This is a genomic window from Burkholderia sp. BCC1047 (assembly GCF_902833155.1).
GTDB lineage: Bacteria > Pseudomonadota > Gammaproteobacteria > Burkholderiales > Burkholderiaceae > Burkholderia > Burkholderia sola.
On the sequence record NZ_CADFEH010000010.1, the window covers coordinates 86,467 to 102,880 of the forward strand.

Below are 16,414 nucleotides of genomic sequence, written 5' to 3' on the forward strand. Positions count from 1 at the left end.
TCATGACGAAACGGGTTGGGGGTCGAAGATGCGGTAGCGCTTCCACGGCAGCGAAAGCCAGTTTCCGGACGGATTGCGCAGGTATTCGCGCACTTCCTGCGTGGCGCGCGACGACGCGGGGCCGTCCTGGCCGCTGCCACGCAGCCACTGCTGGCGTGCCCGCGCATACGCGAGCCCGAAGTCTTCCCAGCTGTCGAAGCTGTCCTGCGCGCGCTGCGCATTGAGCAGCAGCACGATCCACGCGTGCTGTTCGGACGCCCAGCCGAGCAGCGCGATGCAGCGCACGAGAAACGCGGTGCGCGCGCAATCGAACGCGAGTGCGTCGCGCACGCGCCCGACGGCGGCAAGCTGTTCGTAGAAGCCGTCGTGCGAGCGGCCGACGCCGCGAATCCAGCCCGCGAGGATCGACGGCACGCGCTGCACGATTTGCCACTCAGGCAGGTCGACCGGCAGGTCGAGTTCGCGCCGCACCTGGCGCGCGAGCTGTTCGCGCTGCGCGTCGGGCAGCGCATGGACGAGGTCGTCGCAATCGCAGCGCAGCCCGTTGCGGATCAGCAGGATGTCGGCGAGCGCGAGCGCCCAGCGGCGGCGGTTCGGCGGCGCCTGCTCGGCCTGCGCCTGCGCGAGCCTGACGGCCGCGGTTTGGCGCACCGGCACCGTGCTGTCGGCGCCCGCGGCCTGGTCGGCGTCGACTTCGCGCACCATCCGTGCGGCGACCCGGAACGAGCGCCACACGTACCACACGAGCCCCAGCACGGCCGCGCCAAGCAGCAGTTTCAGCATGACGCGCTCCTGTCCGTCGGCGCAGGCAACGCGAACGCCGCGCACAGCGCGGGATCGATCGCGATGCCTTCGATCTCGAATGCGGTCGCGGCGGGCGGCGCGTCGGGTGCGCGCGCGGCCGGCAGCGCATCGACCGGCAACGCATGGCGCGCGGCCGCCGCGACGGCCGGATCGATCTGCCGCAACTGGCCGAGCGCATACGGTGCATTGCGCAGCAGCAGCCATTGCAGCACGGCCGGCGGTTGCTCGAAGTGCTCGATCAGGTGGAAGTTCTCGCTCATCACGCTCAGCAGATGGTCGGACGAGCGCACGTCGGTGACGAAGGTCCACGCGCCGGTGGCCGCACCCGGCGCATCCGGTTCGAACACGAGGCCCATGCCCTCGCAATCGGGATGACGCTCGCCGCGCGGCGCGAGCGCGCGCAGGAACTGGCGGACGTCGTCCGCATAGCGGCGCACCGGATGGCGATTCTGCTTGCCCTTGATCTGGTCGATGCGCAGGCCGTCGCCGCTCGCCTGCAGGCTGATCGTCACGTGCGGCTGGTTGCCCGCGCCGCGCAGCGTGAAGAGGCGCAGCCGGCCGTCCCGTGCGGCTTGCGCGTACTGCTCGCCGTAGCCGCCGCACAGCCGGCGGCGATCCGCGAACTGGCCGAGACAGTGCTGCATGTAGTACGACTCGTACGCGAGTTCCTCGCGCAGCGCCGGATGATCGCCGACGAATTCGAACACGATCCCGTTCGGCGTGCGCAACACCTCGCGCAGCGCGAGGCCGCTGCTCGGCACCCAGCCTTTGTCGCGGCGCGCCTGCATCCGCTGGTGCTCGCGCTCCCACATGTCGAGCGCCATCGCGTAGGTGATGCGTTGCAGTTTCTGCGCGAGTCGCGTGCCGGCGCGCGAGCGCAGGAATTCGACCAGCACGCGTTCGCGGTCGATCAGCAGCATGTGCTCGGGATCGATGAAGTAGAGCGGCGGTGGTTCAGCGGCGGGCGGCAGCGCCACATCGGGCGCCGGGCCGGATGCCGGAGATGCCGATTGCGCGCGGAACCGGCGCACGAGCCACTCGGGCGCCGGCCGGTCGGCGCCGGCAAGCGCGCGGTAATCGGCCAGCGAAGCGAGCGGTTGCGCCTGCTCGAACGCCCCGACGACCCAGCGGAAGAAATGGTTGCCGAGCCACGCGAGGATCTCGGCGGGATCGCCGCGCTCGGCGCTGCGGCGCGCGATGGCCGCCTTGATGTCGGGCGCATTGACGACATCGCGCGGCCGATAGGCCGACGCGGCCACGGTTTCGGTCACGGGCTCACTCTCCGGTCGGGCAGGGCGTGCGCGGACGGTGCGCGCGGGACCCTGGCGGTTCTTCTGGCTCAACGACGAAACGGCGAACGTGCGCGCGCAACAACGCGGCGGCGTCGCGTATTTCGGTTCAGGTCGGTCGGTGCGTGAAAATCACGCGACCACGCGGGAGCCGATGACGCGGGAGCGGGCGATCGGGAAAGGGCGATTCATTGTTTCTCTCAGGATGGGTTTTATTTTTGCTTCCGCGAGTCTACTTCGATCCATGCGGATGAATCAATCGCGCCGCTGGCCGGCACCCGCGGATCTGACAAGACTTATCTCTTTTTCGTCGATTTCCGATATGGCGCCGATCGGTGGCCGGATTCGATGCTGTTGAAACCGGCAGGTTTTCCTGAAAAACGGGCATGCGGCTCCGAGCGGGGCACGGCCCCATCCTGCTTGCCGCGTATCTCATAAGTTTTTCTTTCGGCTCGCGCAACATATCGTCGATTGTTGGCGGCCGGGCGGTAGCGGATAGTCCTGCTTCGACAGGTCGGCCGCCGCGCGCTGCACACGGCGCGACCGGATCAGTTGTCCATGCAACCATTAGAAAAGGAAAGGAACCGCACCCATGCGATTCAACGCGACACGCTTCGCCGCGACCCTGTTCGTCGCCGCATGCGCGACCGCCACGGCCGGTCGCGCGGCCGCCGTCACGCAGGACGCGCTCCACGACACCGTCACGCGCCAGGTCGCGCCGCTGATGAAGCAGTACGCGATCCCCGGCATGGCGATCGGCATCGTCGCCGACGGCAAGCCGTACGTGTTCGACTACGGCGTGATGTCGAGGCAAACCGGCAAGCCGGTGACCGGCGACACGCTGTTCGAGATCGGCTCGGTCAGCAAGACGCTGACCGCGACGCTCGCCGCGGACGCGCAGGAAGCCGGCGAACTGTCGCTCGCGGACCCGGTGGCCAAATATCTGCCCGAGCTGCAGGGCAAGCCGTTCGGCGTTGTGACGCTGCTCCAGCTCGGCACGCACACGCCGGGCGGGACGCCGCTGCAGGTGCCGGACAGCATCCGCGACGACGCGGGCCTGATCCGCTATCTCGACGCGTGGCGGCCCGAGTATGCGCCGGGCACGCACCGCACGTATTCGAACGTCGCGATCGGCATGCTCGGCTGGCTCACCGCGAAGGCGACGCACCAGGATTTCGCGACGCTGATGGCGCAGCGGCTCTTTGCCGCGCTCGGGATGACGCACACGTACATCGACGTGCCCGCCGCGCGCATGGCGGACTATGCGCAGGGCTACACGAAGGACGGCAAGCCGGTGCGGATGACGGAAGGCATGCTGTGGCAGCCGGCGTACGGCGTGCGGACCACGGCGGCCGACCTGCTGCGCTTCGTGCAGGCGAACATGGAGATGATCCCGACGGCGCCGCGCCTGCGGCGCGCGATCGAACGCACGCACACCGGCTATTTCGGCGCGGGGCCGCTCACGCAGGATCTGATCTGGGAACAGTATCCATACCCGGTCGCACTGCCGACGCTGCTCGCGGGCAACGCGCCGAAGATGCTGTTCGATGCGGTGCCGGCGAGCGCGATCCAGCCGCCGCTCGCGCCGAACCCCGCGACCTGGATCAACAAGACGGGGTCGACCGGCGGCTTCAGCACGTACGTCGCGTTCGTTCCCGCGAAGCGGATCGGAATCGTGATGCTCGCGAACGGCAATGTGCCGATCGAGGATCGCGTGAAGGTCGCGTACCGGATTCTCGGGTCGCTCGGCGACGCCGACGCGCGGTAACGTTGGCACGCGCGTGTCCGAGCACCGGAGAGCTGGAGCCGCGTGGCCAGCGGCACGCGATCACGGCCGACGGCTGCACGCTGGTCGAAGAAGGATTCGTCTGACACGGCCGATCATCCCGCCGCGCGCAAAACTGTTTTAGTGATTCACGCCTTCCGCCGCCGGCGCCGGCCATCGATACTGCGACGCACGACATCTCGCGGGACGTGCGCCGCATGGCCCGTCTCGCTCCCCGGAGCAACGGATGAAAGGCATCAGGATCTTCGTGACGGGCGCGACCGGCTACATCGGCGGGTCGATAGCCGCGCGGCTCGTCGCGGCCGGGCACGTCGTCACCGGGCTGGTGCGCGACGGCCGCCACGCCGCGAAGCTCGCGGCAGCGGGCATCAAGCCGGTCGTCGGCACGCTCGACGACACGGCGCTGCTGCATGCGTTCGCGTGCGACGCGGACTGCGTCGTCAACGCGGCGAGCAGCGATCACCGCGCGGCCGTCGAAACGATCGTCGCGGCGCTGAGCGGCTCGGGCAAGACGTTCCTGCACACGAGCGGCACGAGCGTGATCGCGGACGATGCGCAGGGCGCGCACGGCGACGCGATCGTATTCGACGAAACGACGCCGATCGTCAACCCCGCGAAGGCCGAGCGCCGCGCGATCGACCGGTTCGTGATGTCGGCCGCGACCCTCGGCATCCGCTCGGCCGTGATCTGCAACAGCATGATCTACGGCGACGGCCTCGGGCTGCGTCGCGACAGCGCGCAATTGCCGCTGCTCGCGGCCGTCGCGCGCGACGCCGGCGCGGTGCGCGTGATCGGCAAGGGGCTGAACCGCTGGTCGAACGTGCACGTCGACGATGTCGCCGATCTCTATCTGCGCGCGGTCCATGCCGCGCCGCCCGGTGCGTTCTACTTCGCCGAAAACGGCGAAGCGTCGTTCGCGCAAATCGGTCGTGCGCTCGCCGCGCGGCTCGGTCTGCGGTCGGTCGTCGAATGGGACATCGCCGATGCCGCGCAGGCGCTCGGGCACTCGCGCGCGCATTTCTCGCTCGCGTCGAACAGCCGCGTGAAGGCGCTGCGGGCGCGACAGGAACTCGGATGGGCGCCGCGGCACGGCGCGATGCTGGACTGGATTCGCGACGAGATGCCCATCGCCGCCTGACGCCGCCGCATCGCGTCGCCTGACGAAGGCGCGTCGACCTGCGCGTGTTCGCGGGTCGGACCGCCCGCGTCATACCCGCCTATTCGGACAATATTCGCCGCGAATTATTGAATCGAAATCAACTGTGATTCGCGTGCGCACCCGCTTATCAAACGGGCGCGGCGGCACTATCGTGACGATTCCTGACACCGCTGACGATTGCCGACCATGAAGACGACCCTCGACGAGATGCTCGCGTTCGTGACCATCGCCGATACCGGTTCGTTGACGGGGGCGGCCGACAAACTGCACCAGCCGACCTCGGTGATGAGCCGGATCCTGCGACGCCTCGAGGAAAAGCTCGACACCACGCTGATCCGCCGCACGACGCGCCGCCTCGAAGTGACCCAGGAGGGCACGCTTTTCCTCGACTACGCGCGCGACATCATCGCATCGGTCGAATTCGCCGAGGAACAGATCGCCAGCCAGCGCGAGACGCCGGCCGGGCGGCTGCGGATCAATGCGGCGATGCCGTTCATGCAGCATGTGATCGCGCCGATGATGCCCGGCTTTCGCGACGCGTATCCGGCGATCGCGGCCGAACTTCATACGAGCGACGAAATCATCGACCTGCTCGAACAGCGCGCCGACGTCGCGATCCGGATCGGCGAGCTGCGCGATTCGACGCTGCACGCCCGCAAGCTCGGCAGCAGCCGACTGCGCATTCTGGCGAGCCCTGCCTATCTGGAGAAAGCGGGCGTACCGACGAGCGTTGCCGATCTCGCGAACCACACGCTGCTCGGATTCGTGCAGCCGGAAACGCTGAACCACTGGCCGCTGCGTACCGCGGACGGCGACGTGTACCGCATTCATCCGGCGCTGCAGGCGTCGAGCGGCGAGACGCTGCTGACGCTCGCGCTCAATGGCGCGGGCATCGTCTGCCTCGCCGACTATATGACGGGCACGTATCGCCGCGATGGCAGCCTCGTCGAACTGCTCGTCGACGACACGGTCGAGTTCCGCCAGCCGATTCATGCGGTGTTCTATCGCAATGCGACGCTGTCGTCGCGCGTCGTCAGCTTTCTCGACTATGTGGGCGCGCAGTTGAAGGAACGCGGCGACATCGACTGATGTCGATGCCGCACGCGCGCGTTCGCGCCACGTAAAAGGGCGACGGGTTCGAATGACATCGAACCCGTCGCCCTTTGCGCATCGGTCGAACCCGCCCCGCGTTTACTGTCCCAGCGCGCTCATCAGCCTGACCCGGCTCAGCGTTTCCTCGGTGCGTGCCTGCGCGAGCGAATCCTCGGCCGCGAGCAGCGCACGCTGCACTTCCAGCGTGTCGATGAACGCCGATTCGCCGCTGCGCCACGACCGGTTGATCTGCGTGTACGCACCACGCGCATTCGACACAGCGCGCTCGAGGCGCTCGGTCCGGCCGTGATTTCGGGCGACCGCGGCCACCGATGTCTCGACGTCGGCGACGGCCGTCAGCACCGCCGTGCGATAGGCGGCGAGCGCCTGATCGGCCTGCGCGCGGCGCAGCGCGACGACGCTGCGCCGCCGTCCGCCGTCGAACAGCGGCGCGCTTGCGCCGGCGCCGGCCATCCATGCGAGCGAACGCGCGAGCGATGCGCCCGAGAAGCCGTCGATCGCCGCGCCGATCACGCCGATCAGTTGCAGGTGCGGCTTCAGGTCGGCCTCGGCCACGCCGATGCGGGCATAGGCCGCGACGACGCGTGCCTCGGCCGCGCGCACGTCGGGCCGCCGGCGCAGCAGATCGGCCGGCGTGCCGATGCCCGGCGCGGCGGCGGTCCAAACCGGCTCGGCCACGGGCGGGTCGAGCCGCGCATAGACATCCTGGGGCGTCGACGCGGTGATGATCGACAGCCGATGGATCGCGGCCTGCCGCTGCAGTTGCAGCGCGGGCAGCTCGGCCAGCGTCGTTTCCGTCTGCGCGGCGGCACGGTCGACGTCGGCGACCGGCACGACGCCCGCGTCGAACAGGCGCCGTGTCGATTCCTCGGTGCTGCGCTGGCTCAACCCGTTGGCCTCGACCAGCGCGAGCCGCTGTTCGAGGCCGCGCACCGTCACGTAGGTGCGCACGGTTTCGTCGATCGTCGCGATCCGCACGGCCGCCGCGTCGTTCTGCGCCGACGCAATCTCCGCGTCGGCCGCCGACACCCCCTGGCGGATGCGGCCGAAGATGTCGATTTCCCACGCGAGGCTCGCATTCAGGTCGAACGCGTTGCCGATCGTCGGCGTGTCGGTGGGGAACGCCTGCGAGGCGGACAACCGTTGACGGCTGGCACCGGCATTCAGGTCGACGGACGGGAACCCTTGCGACGCCGCGCCGATGCGCACCGCGCGGGCCGCGTCGATGCGTGCGACGGCCGCCTGCAGATCGAGGTTGTTCGCGAGTGCCGTGTCGACCAGCCGGTCGAGGATCGGATCGCGGAAGCCATGCCACCATGCAGCGGTGTCGGCGGCCGGGCCGCCGGCCGCGAGATCCGCGTTCGCATAGGTTGCGGCCAGCGGCGGCGCGACGGTGGCGACCGGCGCGCTCGTGCACGCGGTCAGGACGGCCGCAGCGGACAGCGCGGCCACGAGTCGAACGAACTTCATTGCACCCCCTCCGTCGCGACGGCCGCGACAGCGGTCTGGCGCATCGCGAGCCGGCGAACCATCACATAGAACACGGGCGTGAACAGCAGCCCGAAAAACGTCACGCCGATCATCCCGAAGAACACCGCCGCGCCGACCGCCTGGCGCATTTCCGCGCCCGCGCCTTCGGAGATCACGAGCGGCAGCACGCCGAGAATGAACGCGAGCGACGTCATCACGATCGGGCGCAGCCGCTGCACGCACGCGTCGACGACGGCGTCGACGAGCTCGGCGCCGTCGGCCTCCAGCTGCCTTGCGACCTCGACGATCAGGATCGCGTTCTTTGCGGCGAGCCCGACCAGCACGATGAAGCCGATCTGCGTGAGGATGTTCACGTCCTGGCCGAGCGCGCGCACGCCGAGCGAGGCGGCGAGCAGGCACATCGGCACGATCAGCAGGATCGATACCGGCAGGCTCCAGCTGCCGTACTGCGCGGCGAGCACCAGATAGACGAGCAGCACGCACAGCGGGAACACGAGCAGCCCCGTGTTGCCGGCCGTGGTCTGCTGATACGACAGATCGGTCCACTCGAACGAGATGCCGGGCGGCAGTACCTGTTTCGCGAGCGTTTCCATCGTCGCGATCGCGAAACCCGAGCCGAGGCCCGGTGCGGTATCGCCGTTGATTTCGGTGGCCGGATACAGGTTGTAGCGCGGCGCGCGATCGACGCCGAGCATGTCGTCGATGCGCGTCACGCTGCCGATCGGCACCATCTCGCCGTTGCGGTTGCGCACCTTCAGCCGCGCGAGGTCCGACGCGCCGACGCGGAACGGCAGGTCCGCCTGCGCGGTCACGCGATAGGTGCGCCCGACGATGGTGAAGTCGTTGATATAGGTCGAACCGAAATACGTCTCGACCGCATCGTTGATCGCCTGGCTCGGCACGCCGAGCATCTCGGCCTTCTCGCGGTCGAGTTCGACGTGCACCTGCGGGCTCGTCGCGGAGTAGGGCGTGTAGACGCCGACCATGCCGGGCGTGCGGTTGGCGGCCGCGACGAGATCCTGCGTCGCCTTCGCGAGCGCGGCGGTGCCGAGGCCGTTGCGGTCTTCTAGCCGCATCGCGAAGCCCCCCGTGCTGCCGAGGCCCTGCACCGGCGGCGGCATCGCGACGACGATCGACGCTTCGGTGATGGTCGCGAGCCGCTTGCGCATCTCGGCGGCGATCGTGTCGATCGTCAGGCCGCGCGCCTTGCGTTCCGGCCAGGGCTGGAACACCGGGAACAGGCCGGCGCTGTTCGCCGAGTTCGTGCCGGTCGCCGCGTTGACGCCGGAGAAGACCGGCACGCGCGCGACACCGGGCACCGACAGCGCGATGTTCTCGATCTTGCGCGCGACGGCGCTCGTGCGCTCGAGCGTCGCGCCGTCGGGCATCCGCACGAGCACGACGAGGTAGCCGCGATCCTGCGCGGGAATGAAGCCCTTCGGGCTCGACACGAGCAGGTAGCCGGTCGCGGCGATCAGCACCACGTACAGCGCGGCCATCGCGGGGATGATCCGGACGATTTTCCGGACCAGCCGGCCATACGCATCGGACAGGCGCTGGAACAGGCGGTTGAACGCGTTCGCGAAGCGCCGCGCGACGCGCATCGCCGGCGCGAACGGCGCGGCCAGGCGCGAGGTTGGCGCGGCGGCGTCAGGGTCGCCGGCGTGCGCTTTCAGCATCATCGCGGACAGCGCGGGCGCGAGCGTCACCGACGTGAAGAACGAGATCGCGGTCGACACGGCGATCGTCACGCCGAACTGGCGGAAGAACTGGCCCGAGATGCCGGGAATGAACGAGGTCGGCACGAACACCGCGCACAGCACGAGCGTGATCGCGAACAGCGCGCCGCCGACTTCCTTCATCGTCAGCAGCGTCGCGTCGCGTGGCCCGGCGCCGGCCGACAGGTGCCGCTCGACGTTCTCGACCACGACGATCGCGTTGTCGACGACGATCCCGACCGCGAGCACGAGGCCGAACAGCGTCAGGTTGTTGATCGAGTAGCCGAGCACGGCCATCGCCGCGAACGTGCCGACGAGCGACACCGGAATCGACAGGATCGGAATGATCGACGGCCGCCAGCCTTGCAGGAACAGCAGCACGACGAACACGACGAGTACGACGGCTTCGTAGATCGTCTTGACGAGTTCGTGGATGCTGTCGCCGATGAACGCGGTCGGGTTGTAGCCGATGTTGTAGACGATGCCCTTCGGGAAGTCCCTGGACAGTTCGGCCATCTTCTTCTCGACCGCGGCCATCGTCGCGACCGCATTCGCGCCGGGTTGCTGCAGCACCTGCAGCGCGATCGTCGGATGGCGCAGCATGTAGCTGTCGGTCGCATACGCGAGTGCGCCGACCTCGACGCGCGTGACGTCCTTCAGCCGGACGAGCCTGCCGTCCGTGCCCTGCTTGACGACGATGTCGCTGAAATCCTCGGGGCGCTTGAGCCGCCCTTCGAAGATCAGGTTCGGCTGGAACGCCTGGTTCGTGATCGGCGCCTGCGCGACCACGCCGCCCGCGAGCTGCGTGTTCTGCGAACGTACCGCGGCGATCAGATCGGCCGGGCTCAGGCCGAACGACGCGACGCGCTCGGGGTCGAGCCAGATGCGCATCGAATATTCGCGCGCGCCGAGCGCGTTGATGTCGCCGACGCCTTCGATCCGCTTGAGCACGTCCGCGACGTTGCGGATCGCGTAGTTCGATACGTACAGCGGATCGTAGCGCTGGTCGGGCGAGTACAGGAAGATCGTGCCGAGCTGCGTCGGCGACGACTTGCGGACCGACACGCCGCTGCGCTGCACGGGCTCGGGCAGGCGCGGCGTCGCGAGCGCGACGCGGTTCTGCACGAGCACCTGCGCCTTGTCGACGTCGGTGCCGGGCTTGAACGTCACGGTGATGTTCAGGCTGCCGTCCGACGTCGCCTGGCTGTACATGTACAGCATGTCTTCCACGCCGTTCACTTCCAGTTCGATCGGCGTCGACACCGTTTGCGAGACCGTTTCCGCGGAGGCGCCCGGGTAGGTCGCCTGGATCACGACGGTCGGCGGCGCGATGTCCGGATACTCGGACACCGCGAGCGAGAAATAGGCCAGCGCGCCGACGATCGTCAGCACGATCGACAGGACGATCGCGAGCACCGGCTGCTGGACGGACAGGCGGCCGAGATTCATTGCGCGCTCCCGGTCGTGCCGCTCGCCGCGTGGGCCACCGTGGCCGCGTCGATCGCGCGCGGCACGGCCTGGACCTTGTCGCCGGCCTGCACGCGCTGGAAGCCGTCGACGATCACGCGATCGCCCGCGTTCAGCCCCGCGTCGATTTCGCGCAGGTTGCCGTACAGGCGGCCGGGCGTCACCGGGCGGACCGCGACGGCGCCGTTCGCGTCGACGAAGTACAGCACGCGGCGCGTCGCATCGGTCGCGACGGCCGTATCCGGCACGAGCAGCGCGGGGTGCGCGACGCGGCTCGACAGATACACGCGGCCGAACTGGCCGGGGCTCAGGCGCCGGTCCGGATTCGCGACGCGCGCGCGCTGGCGCAGCGTGCCGGTCGAGTCGTCGAGGCGGTTGTCGACGAAATCCATCGTCCCCGTCAGCGACGGCTGCGCGTCGCCGGGCAGCGCGATCGCGACCTGCCGCGACGACGCGTTGCCGCCGCTTTTCCGCGCTTCGCGCGTATAGCGCAGGTAGCTTTCCTCGTCGACGTCGAAGTAGATGTCGATCGGGTCTTGCGACACGATCGTCGTCAGCACGGTCGCATCGCTGTCGCCGCCTTTCACGAGATTGCCCTCGCTCACGCGCTTGCGGCTGATGCGGCCGGACATCGGTGCGACGATGCGCGTGAACGACAGGTCGAGCCGCGCGCGTTCGAGTGCGCCTTGCGCGCTCGTCACTTCGGCCTGTGCGCTTTGCACGGCTTGCCTGCGCTGGTCGTAGAGACTCTGCGCGATCGTATCGGTCTTGATCAGGACGCTCGCGCGCTCGAAATCCTGCCGGCTCAGCTTCAGTTGCGACTGCGCGCGCTCGAGCGCACCCTGCGCGGCCGTGACGGCCGCCTGGTACGGGCGCGGGTCGATGACGAACAGCAGGTCGCCCTTGCGGACGACCGCGCCGTCCTGGAACGCGACCTTGTCGAGATAGCCGCTCACGCGCGGGCGCACGTCGACGGTGTCGACCGCTTCGAAGCGGCCGGTGTAGACGTCGACGTCGTGGACGTCGCGCACGACGGGCGTGCTGACGATCACGCTCGGCGTCGCGGGCGGCGCCTTGTCGTCCGACTGGCAGCCGGACAACGCGAACAGCGCGGCCAGCGGAACGGCGGCCAGCACGGCCGGTCGCGCGAGGCGCTTCAATCCTGGATATCGGTTCATATGCGTGCGAAATGTCGAGTGAGGCGCGTGGCGCCGGACGGTCCGAAGTATCGTGTGCGGCGCGCGGCGGATAAACCGATGAAGCGGCATAAGAACTTGTACTGCGCAGTCACGAATCGCAGCCCGCAACGGCGACGCGCGAGCGGTTTCGCGGCGCAGCGGAAGGGAACGGAAATGCAGCGACGACGCGCGGCCCGAATGCCTGTTCAGGCGATTCGGGCCGGCCATGCGGAGGGGACGGACGAGCGGGTGCGCGTATCGAAAGGCGTGCTCTCGTGCGCGCCGACGTGACTCAATGACCGCGATAGATCGAGTCGCGGCTGTTGATCATCATCGCGCGGCCGGATTCGCTGCTGGTGCGGGGTTCGCTGCCGTAGCCGGTTTCACCGTTGAGCGGGGCGGCGTGCGGCGCTGCCTGCGCGACGGCGTTTTCGCGCACGCGCTTTTCGGCGGCAACGATCGCGGCCGGATACTGGTTGTGATCCAGCGCCGGCGTGTAGCCGACGGCCGCGAGGCGGGCCATCTCGGCCTTCACTTCGGCACGGGTCAGTTGATGGTCGGCCGGTTGCGCGAACGACAGCGCCGGGGCGGAAAAGATCAGGGCGGCGAGGGTGGAGGAAACGAGCGTTTTCATCATGGGTACCTGTGTGGTTGAGTGAGCCGCAACCAACGTCGACCGCGTCGATGTCGTTGCGAGTGCACCCAATATAGGTATCGCGGCGGCCGGGAAAAATGGCCGCCCGGCCAAATCATTTTTGATCCTGAGTCATGAATCGAACGTCAATTCGGTCGGCAGCCTTGCCGGTCGGGCCGTTCGCCCGAACAGCGCGCCGCAGCCGCGGATCGAAACAGGCCGCCAATCGCCCCGTCAGACCTCGCGGGACTCAACTGTGTCGAATTCCGTCTTGGACAGACTTAACCCGCGTGCCTAGACTGAACTCGCTTTCCATCTTTCCCTGGAGAAAATCGTGAGTCTCAAAGACAAGCTGCCCGGCAACAAGATCCTCGGTTTCGGTACCGCCCCGCTCGGCAACATGTTCCGCAACATCCCCGACGCGGAAGCCGCGGCCACCGTCGAAGCCGCGTGGCAACACGGCATCCGTTATTTCGATTCGGCCCCGTTCTACGGCGCCGGCCTCGCCGAAATCCGCCTCGGCGATGCGCTGGCAAACCATCCGCGTGACGAATACGTGCTGAGCACGAAGGTCGGCCGCCTGATCCTCGACGAAATCGAAGACGTATCGGCGCGCGATCTCGGCGAGAAGGGCGGCCTGTTCGAACACGGCCGGCCGAACCGCATCGTCAACGACTATTCGGCCGACGCGACGCTGCGCTCGATCGAGGACAGCCTGAAGCGCCTGCGCACCGACCGCCTCGACATCGTGTGGGTGCACGACATCGCGCAGGACTTCTACGGCGACGAATGGCTCGCGCAATTCGAAGTGGCGCGCAAGGGCGCATTCCGTGTGCTGAGTAAGCTGCGCGAAGAAGGCGTGATCAACGCATGGGGTCTCGGCGTGAACCGCGTCGAACCGATCGAACTGGTGCTCGACCTTGCCGAACCGCAACCGGACGGCATGCTGCTGGCCGGCCGCTACACGCTGCTCGATCACGAGCGCGCGCTGCAACGCGTGATGCCGGCGGCGGCCGCGCAGAACGTCGGGATCGTCGTCGGCGGCCCGTACAGCTCGGGCGTGCTCGCGGGCGGCACGCATTTCGAATACCAGAAGGCTTCGCCGGACATCCTCGCGAAGGTCGACCGGATCAAGGCGATCGCCGCGCGTTACGACGTGCCGATCAAGGCCGCCGCGCTGCAGTTCTCGATGTCGCATCCGGCCACCGTCGCGGTGATTCCGGGCGCGAGCCGTCCGGAGCGGATCGCGGAAGACCAGGCGGCGCTGAACGTGGCGATTCCGGCCGATTTCTGGCGCGAGATGCGCGAACAAGGTCTGATCGCGGCCGATGCGCCGCTGCCGACCGAGCGTTGATCCCGTAAGGTGACGACATGGCACAGGCAAATGCAGGTATCGAGATCGCGGCGTCGGCCGACACGGTCTGGCAACTGATCGGCGGCTTCGGGTCGCTGCCCGACTGGCTGCCGTACATTCCGGCCAGCGAACTGAGCGAAGGCGGGCGCGTGCGGCGTCTCGCGAATCCGGCAGGTGACGCGATCGTCGAGCGGCTGGTTGCATTCGACGAAGCGGAGCGCAGCTATACGTATGCGATCCTCGACGCGCCGTTTCCGGTCGTCAACTATCGCTCCACGCTGCGCGTGCGCGAGCACGGCCCGAACGCGTCGACAGTCGAGTGGTTGGGCACGTTCACGCCGCACGGCGCGACCGACGAGGAAGCCGTCCGGCTGTTTCGCGGGATCTACGAAGACGGCCTCGCGGAGTTGGCGAAGCGCTTTATGTCGGCTTGACGGCGGCACGTTGCATTCAGTGAGCAGGAGCCTGGCGATACCGGGCTCCGTCAGTGCCTTCGTCGCAGGTTTCGGCCTGCGGCGAAGGCGTTGACGCATCCGTGGTGCGCGCGATGTGCGAGAAAGATCAGGGTGGCGAAGCAATCGACGCACGCGCCTTCATCGATTCATTTCCCGACTGTCGCGAGGACCTCCTCGCCGGTCAGGATCTCGCGAAAGATACCGACCAGCGGCCGCAGGTTGACCTTGTGCCACGCGGCCCACAGCGGCGTGCGGTAGCTGAACCACGGGAGCTCGCGCAGCACGACGCCTTCCGGCACCTGGTGACGCAGGCTCTGCTGGATCATCGTCACGCCGAGCCCCGCGGCCACGAGGCCGAGCGCCGCGAGCGGCTCGGTCGCTTCCACCGAAATGTCCGGCGAGAAACCGGCCTTCGCGCAGGCCGCGACGAACGCGCCGTGACGCGGCGCACTGTCCTGCTGCGTGACGCCGATCCACGCCTGCGCGGCGAGATCGTCGGCGACGAGCGTCTTTTTCTTCGCGAGCGGATGCCCGTCGGGCATCGCGAGCAGCATCGGATCGTCCAGCACCTTCGTCGATTCGAGTTCGGGATCGTCCGGCGCGGGCGGCTCGGTGACGAGCGCGATGTCGAGGCTGCGCTCGCGCAAGCCTTCGAGCTGCGCGGCCGATTGATAGTTGTACAAAGCGATATGAACGGACGGGCGCCCGGCGCGCAGCGTTTTCAGCGCGCGCGGCAGCACGCCTGAGTGCGTGGCCGTTTCGAGGTAGCCGATGCACAGGCCGCCTTCGTCGCCGCGACCGAGCCGGCGCGCGAGCGATTCGAGCCGGTTCGCGTGGCGCAGGAACGCGTGCGCTTCGCTGAGGAACGTGCGCCCGTCGCGCGTCAGGCGAATGCGCTGCTGGCTGCGTTCGAACAGCGTGAGGCCGAGCTTTTCCTCGAGCTGCGCGATCTGGCGGCTGAGCGGCGATTGCGAAATATGCAGGCGTTCGGCGGCGCGGCCGACGTGTTCCTCTTCCGCGACCGCGATGAAGTACTGAAGCTGGCGGATGTCGAGCATGTCAGACCTTATTGGACTCAAGATTGAGGGATTATGTCCCAAAAGGACTTACCCGTGCAACCTGGAGACGGCGCGACGCCAACCGAACCGAACCCGTATTCGCCGTCAATTCCCGTACATGTCGAAGTCGAAGTATTTCGACTGGATCTGGTTGTACGTGCCGTCGCTGCGAATCTGCGCGATGGCGCGATTGAGTGCGTCGCGCAGGTCGGTGTCGGCCTTGCGCACGCCGGCCGCGTCGCCGTTGCCCATGATCTTCGCGTCGTACACCACGCCGCCCGCGAACGAGAAGCCCTTGCCGCGCGGCGTCGCCAGGAACCCGAGCTGGCCTTGCACGGCATCCATCAGCACGCCGTCGACGCGCCCGGTGACGAGATCCGCATACGCCTGGTCGTAGCTCGGGTACGGCACGACCTCGACCTTCGCGGCCGCCCACTTCTCGCGCGCATAGGTTTCCTGGATCGTGCCCTGTTCGACCGCGACGCGCTTGCCGGCGAGCTTCGCCGCATCCGGCAGCAGCCCTGACCCGGTACGCGCGATCAACCGCGTCTGGTTGCGGTACAGGCGATCGGTGAAGTCGATCTGCTGGCGCCGCTGCTCGGTCGCGGCCATCGACGACAGGATCACGTCGAACTTGCGCGCCTGCAGCCCCGGAATCAGCCCGTCGAAACTGCTCGACACCCACACGCATTTCGCCTTCAGCTTCGCGCACAGCGCATTGCCGAGATCGATGTCGAAACCCTTCACGCTGCCGTCGGTCGCGGTCGACTCGAACGGCGGGTAGGTCGGATCGACGCCGATGCGGATGGTCGTCCATTCCTTCGCCGACGCCAGCGACGCGAAGGCCATCGCGGCGGCGGAAAGGAGAATCGTGAGGCGCGTCTTCATGGTCAGGCTCCGTTCGTGTG

At 68.0% G+C, this 16,414-nt stretch carries 13 protein-coding genes; 5 read left to right on the plus strand and 8 right to left on the minus strand.

The window, feature by feature from the left end; translation table 11 throughout:
• The gene (locus HWX55_RS13175) at positions 1–783 is read right to left on the minus strand and encodes a DUF1266 domain-containing protein (protein WP_175975966.1); all 783 of its coding nucleotides are present in this window, start codon (positions 781–783) and stop codon (positions 1–3) included.
• Positions 777–2,075 carry a hypothetical protein gene (locus HWX55_RS13180; protein ID WP_175975967.1) on the minus strand — a complete coding sequence of 433 codons (1,299 nt, stop codon included), beginning with the start codon at positions 2,073–2,075 and terminating at the stop codon, positions 777–779. The genes HWX55_RS13175 and HWX55_RS13180 overlap by 7 nt, the downstream gene beginning before the upstream one ends.
• A 610-nt stretch (positions 2,076–2,685) precedes the next feature.
• Here HWX55_RS13180 and ampC point away from each other — a divergent pair.
• The 3 genes from ampC (at position 2,686) to HWX55_RS13195 (ending at position 6,127) form a co-directional block, all read left to right on the plus strand.
• On the plus strand, positions 2,686–3,861 hold the full coding sequence (gene ampC, locus HWX55_RS13185; RefSeq protein WP_175975968.1) for a class C beta-lactamase: 1,176 nt from the start codon (positions 2,686–2,688) through the stop codon (positions 3,859–3,861).
• A 244-nt stretch (positions 3,862–4,105) separates the two neighbouring features.
• Positions 4,106–5,017 (plus strand): NAD-dependent epimerase/dehydratase family protein, encoded by a 912-nt coding sequence (locus HWX55_RS13190; protein WP_175975969.1) that lies wholly within the window; start codon positions 4,106–4,108, stop codon positions 5,015–5,017.
• A gap of 207 nt (positions 5,018–5,224) precedes the next feature.
• Positions 5,225–6,127 carry a LysR substrate-binding domain-containing protein gene (locus tag HWX55_RS13195; protein WP_175975970.1) on the plus strand — a complete coding sequence of 301 codons (903 nt, stop codon included), beginning with the start codon at positions 5,225–5,227 and terminating at the stop codon, positions 6,125–6,127.
• Positions 6,128–6,229: 102 nt separating this feature from the next.
• On the opposite strand, the gene HWX55_RS13200 is transcribed toward HWX55_RS13195, so the two are convergent.
• The 4 genes from HWX55_RS13200 to HWX55_RS13215 form a co-directional block, all read right to left on the minus strand.
• Entirely contained in the window at positions 6,230–7,621 is a 1,392-nt protein-coding gene (locus tag HWX55_RS13200) for an efflux transporter outer membrane subunit (protein ID WP_175975971.1), read from the minus strand.
• Complete coding sequence (locus HWX55_RS13205) at positions 7,618–10,809, minus strand: multidrug efflux RND transporter permease subunit (RefSeq protein WP_175975972.1); 3,192 nt, start codon at positions 10,807–10,809, stop codon at positions 7,618–7,620. The genes HWX55_RS13200 and HWX55_RS13205 overlap by 4 nt, the downstream gene beginning before the upstream one ends.
• Complete coding sequence (locus tag HWX55_RS13210) at positions 10,806–12,005, minus strand: efflux RND transporter periplasmic adaptor subunit (RefSeq protein ID WP_175975973.1); 1,200 nt, start codon at positions 12,003–12,005, stop codon at positions 10,806–10,808. Before HWX55_RS13210 ends, HWX55_RS13205 begins: the two co-directional genes overlap by 4 nt.
• A gap of 292 nt (positions 12,006–12,297) precedes the next feature.
• Positions 12,298–12,642 (minus strand): DUF4148 domain-containing protein, encoded by a 345-nt coding sequence (locus tag HWX55_RS13215; RefSeq protein WP_175976056.1) that lies wholly within the window; start codon positions 12,640–12,642, stop codon positions 12,298–12,300.
• Between the two features lie 331 nt (positions 12,643–12,973).
• Here HWX55_RS13215 and HWX55_RS13220 point away from each other — a divergent pair, with 331 nt between their 5' ends.
• Together HWX55_RS13220 and HWX55_RS13225 are read left to right on the plus strand one after the other, a co-directional pair.
• Positions 12,974–13,993, plus strand: coding sequence for an aldo/keto reductase (locus HWX55_RS13220; RefSeq protein WP_175975974.1), 1,020 nt, complete (start codon positions 12,974–12,976; stop codon positions 13,991–13,993).
• Between the two features lie 17 nt (positions 13,994–14,010).
• Complete coding sequence (locus HWX55_RS13225) at positions 14,011–14,427, plus strand: SRPBCC family protein (protein ID WP_175975975.1); 417 nt, start codon at positions 14,011–14,013, stop codon at positions 14,425–14,427.
• A gap of 167 nt (positions 14,428–14,594) precedes the next feature.
• Here HWX55_RS13225 and HWX55_RS13230 read toward each other — a convergent pair whose 3' ends face one another.
• Positions 14,595–15,506 carry a LysR substrate-binding domain-containing protein gene (locus HWX55_RS13230; RefSeq protein ID WP_175975976.1) on the minus strand — a complete coding sequence of 304 codons (912 nt, stop codon included), beginning with the start codon at positions 15,504–15,506 and terminating at the stop codon, positions 14,595–14,597.
• A 105-nt stretch (positions 15,507–15,611) separates the two neighbouring features.
• Positions 15,612–16,394: an ABC transporter substrate-binding protein gene (locus HWX55_RS13235; protein ID WP_050013617.1), complete on the minus strand. Its 783-nt coding sequence runs from the start codon at positions 16,392–16,394 to the stop codon at positions 15,612–15,614.
• Between the last annotated feature and the right edge of the window lie 20 nt (positions 16,395–16,414).

Excerpts from the sequence above, each read along its gene's own strand:
- HWX55_RS13175 (WP_175975966.1), bottom strand. The coding sequence starts at position 783 with ATGCTGAAACTGCTGCTTGGCGCGGCCGTGCTGGGGCTCGTGTGGTAC.
- ampC (WP_175975968.1), top strand. The coding sequence starts at position 2,686 with ATGCGATTCAACGCGACACGCTTCGCCGCGACCCTGTTCGTCGCCGCA.
- HWX55_RS13190 (WP_175975969.1), top strand. The coding sequence starts at position 4,106 with ATGAAAGGCATCAGGATCTTCGTGACGGGCGCGACCGGCTACATCGGC.
- HWX55_RS13195 (WP_175975970.1), top strand. The coding sequence starts at position 5,225 with ATGAAGACGACCCTCGACGAGATGCTCGCGTTCGTGACCATCGCCGAT.
- HWX55_RS13200 (WP_175975971.1), bottom strand. The coding sequence starts at position 7,621 with ATGAAGTTCGTTCGACTCGTGGCCGCGCTGTCCGCTGCGGCCGTCCTG.
- HWX55_RS13205 (WP_175975972.1), bottom strand. The coding sequence starts at position 10,809 with ATGAATCTCGGCCGCCTGTCCGTCCAGCAGCCGGTGCTCGCGATCGTC.
- HWX55_RS13210 (WP_175975973.1), bottom strand. The coding sequence starts at position 12,005 with ATGAACCGATATCCAGGATTGAAGCGCCTCGCGCGACCGGCCGTGCTG.
- HWX55_RS13215 (WP_175976056.1), bottom strand. The coding sequence starts at position 12,642 with ATGATGAAAACGCTCGTTTCCTCCACCCTCGCCGCCCTGATCTTTTCC.
- HWX55_RS13225 (WP_175975975.1), top strand. The coding sequence starts at position 14,011 with ATGGCACAGGCAAATGCAGGTATCGAGATCGCGGCGTCGGCCGACACG.
- HWX55_RS13230 (WP_175975976.1), bottom strand. The coding sequence starts at position 15,506 with ATGCTCGACATCCGCCAGCTTCAGTACTTCATCGCGGTCGCGGAAGAG.
- HWX55_RS13235 (WP_050013617.1), bottom strand. The coding sequence starts at position 16,394 with ATGAAGACGCGCCTCACGATTCTCCTTTCCGCCGCCGCGATGGCCTTC.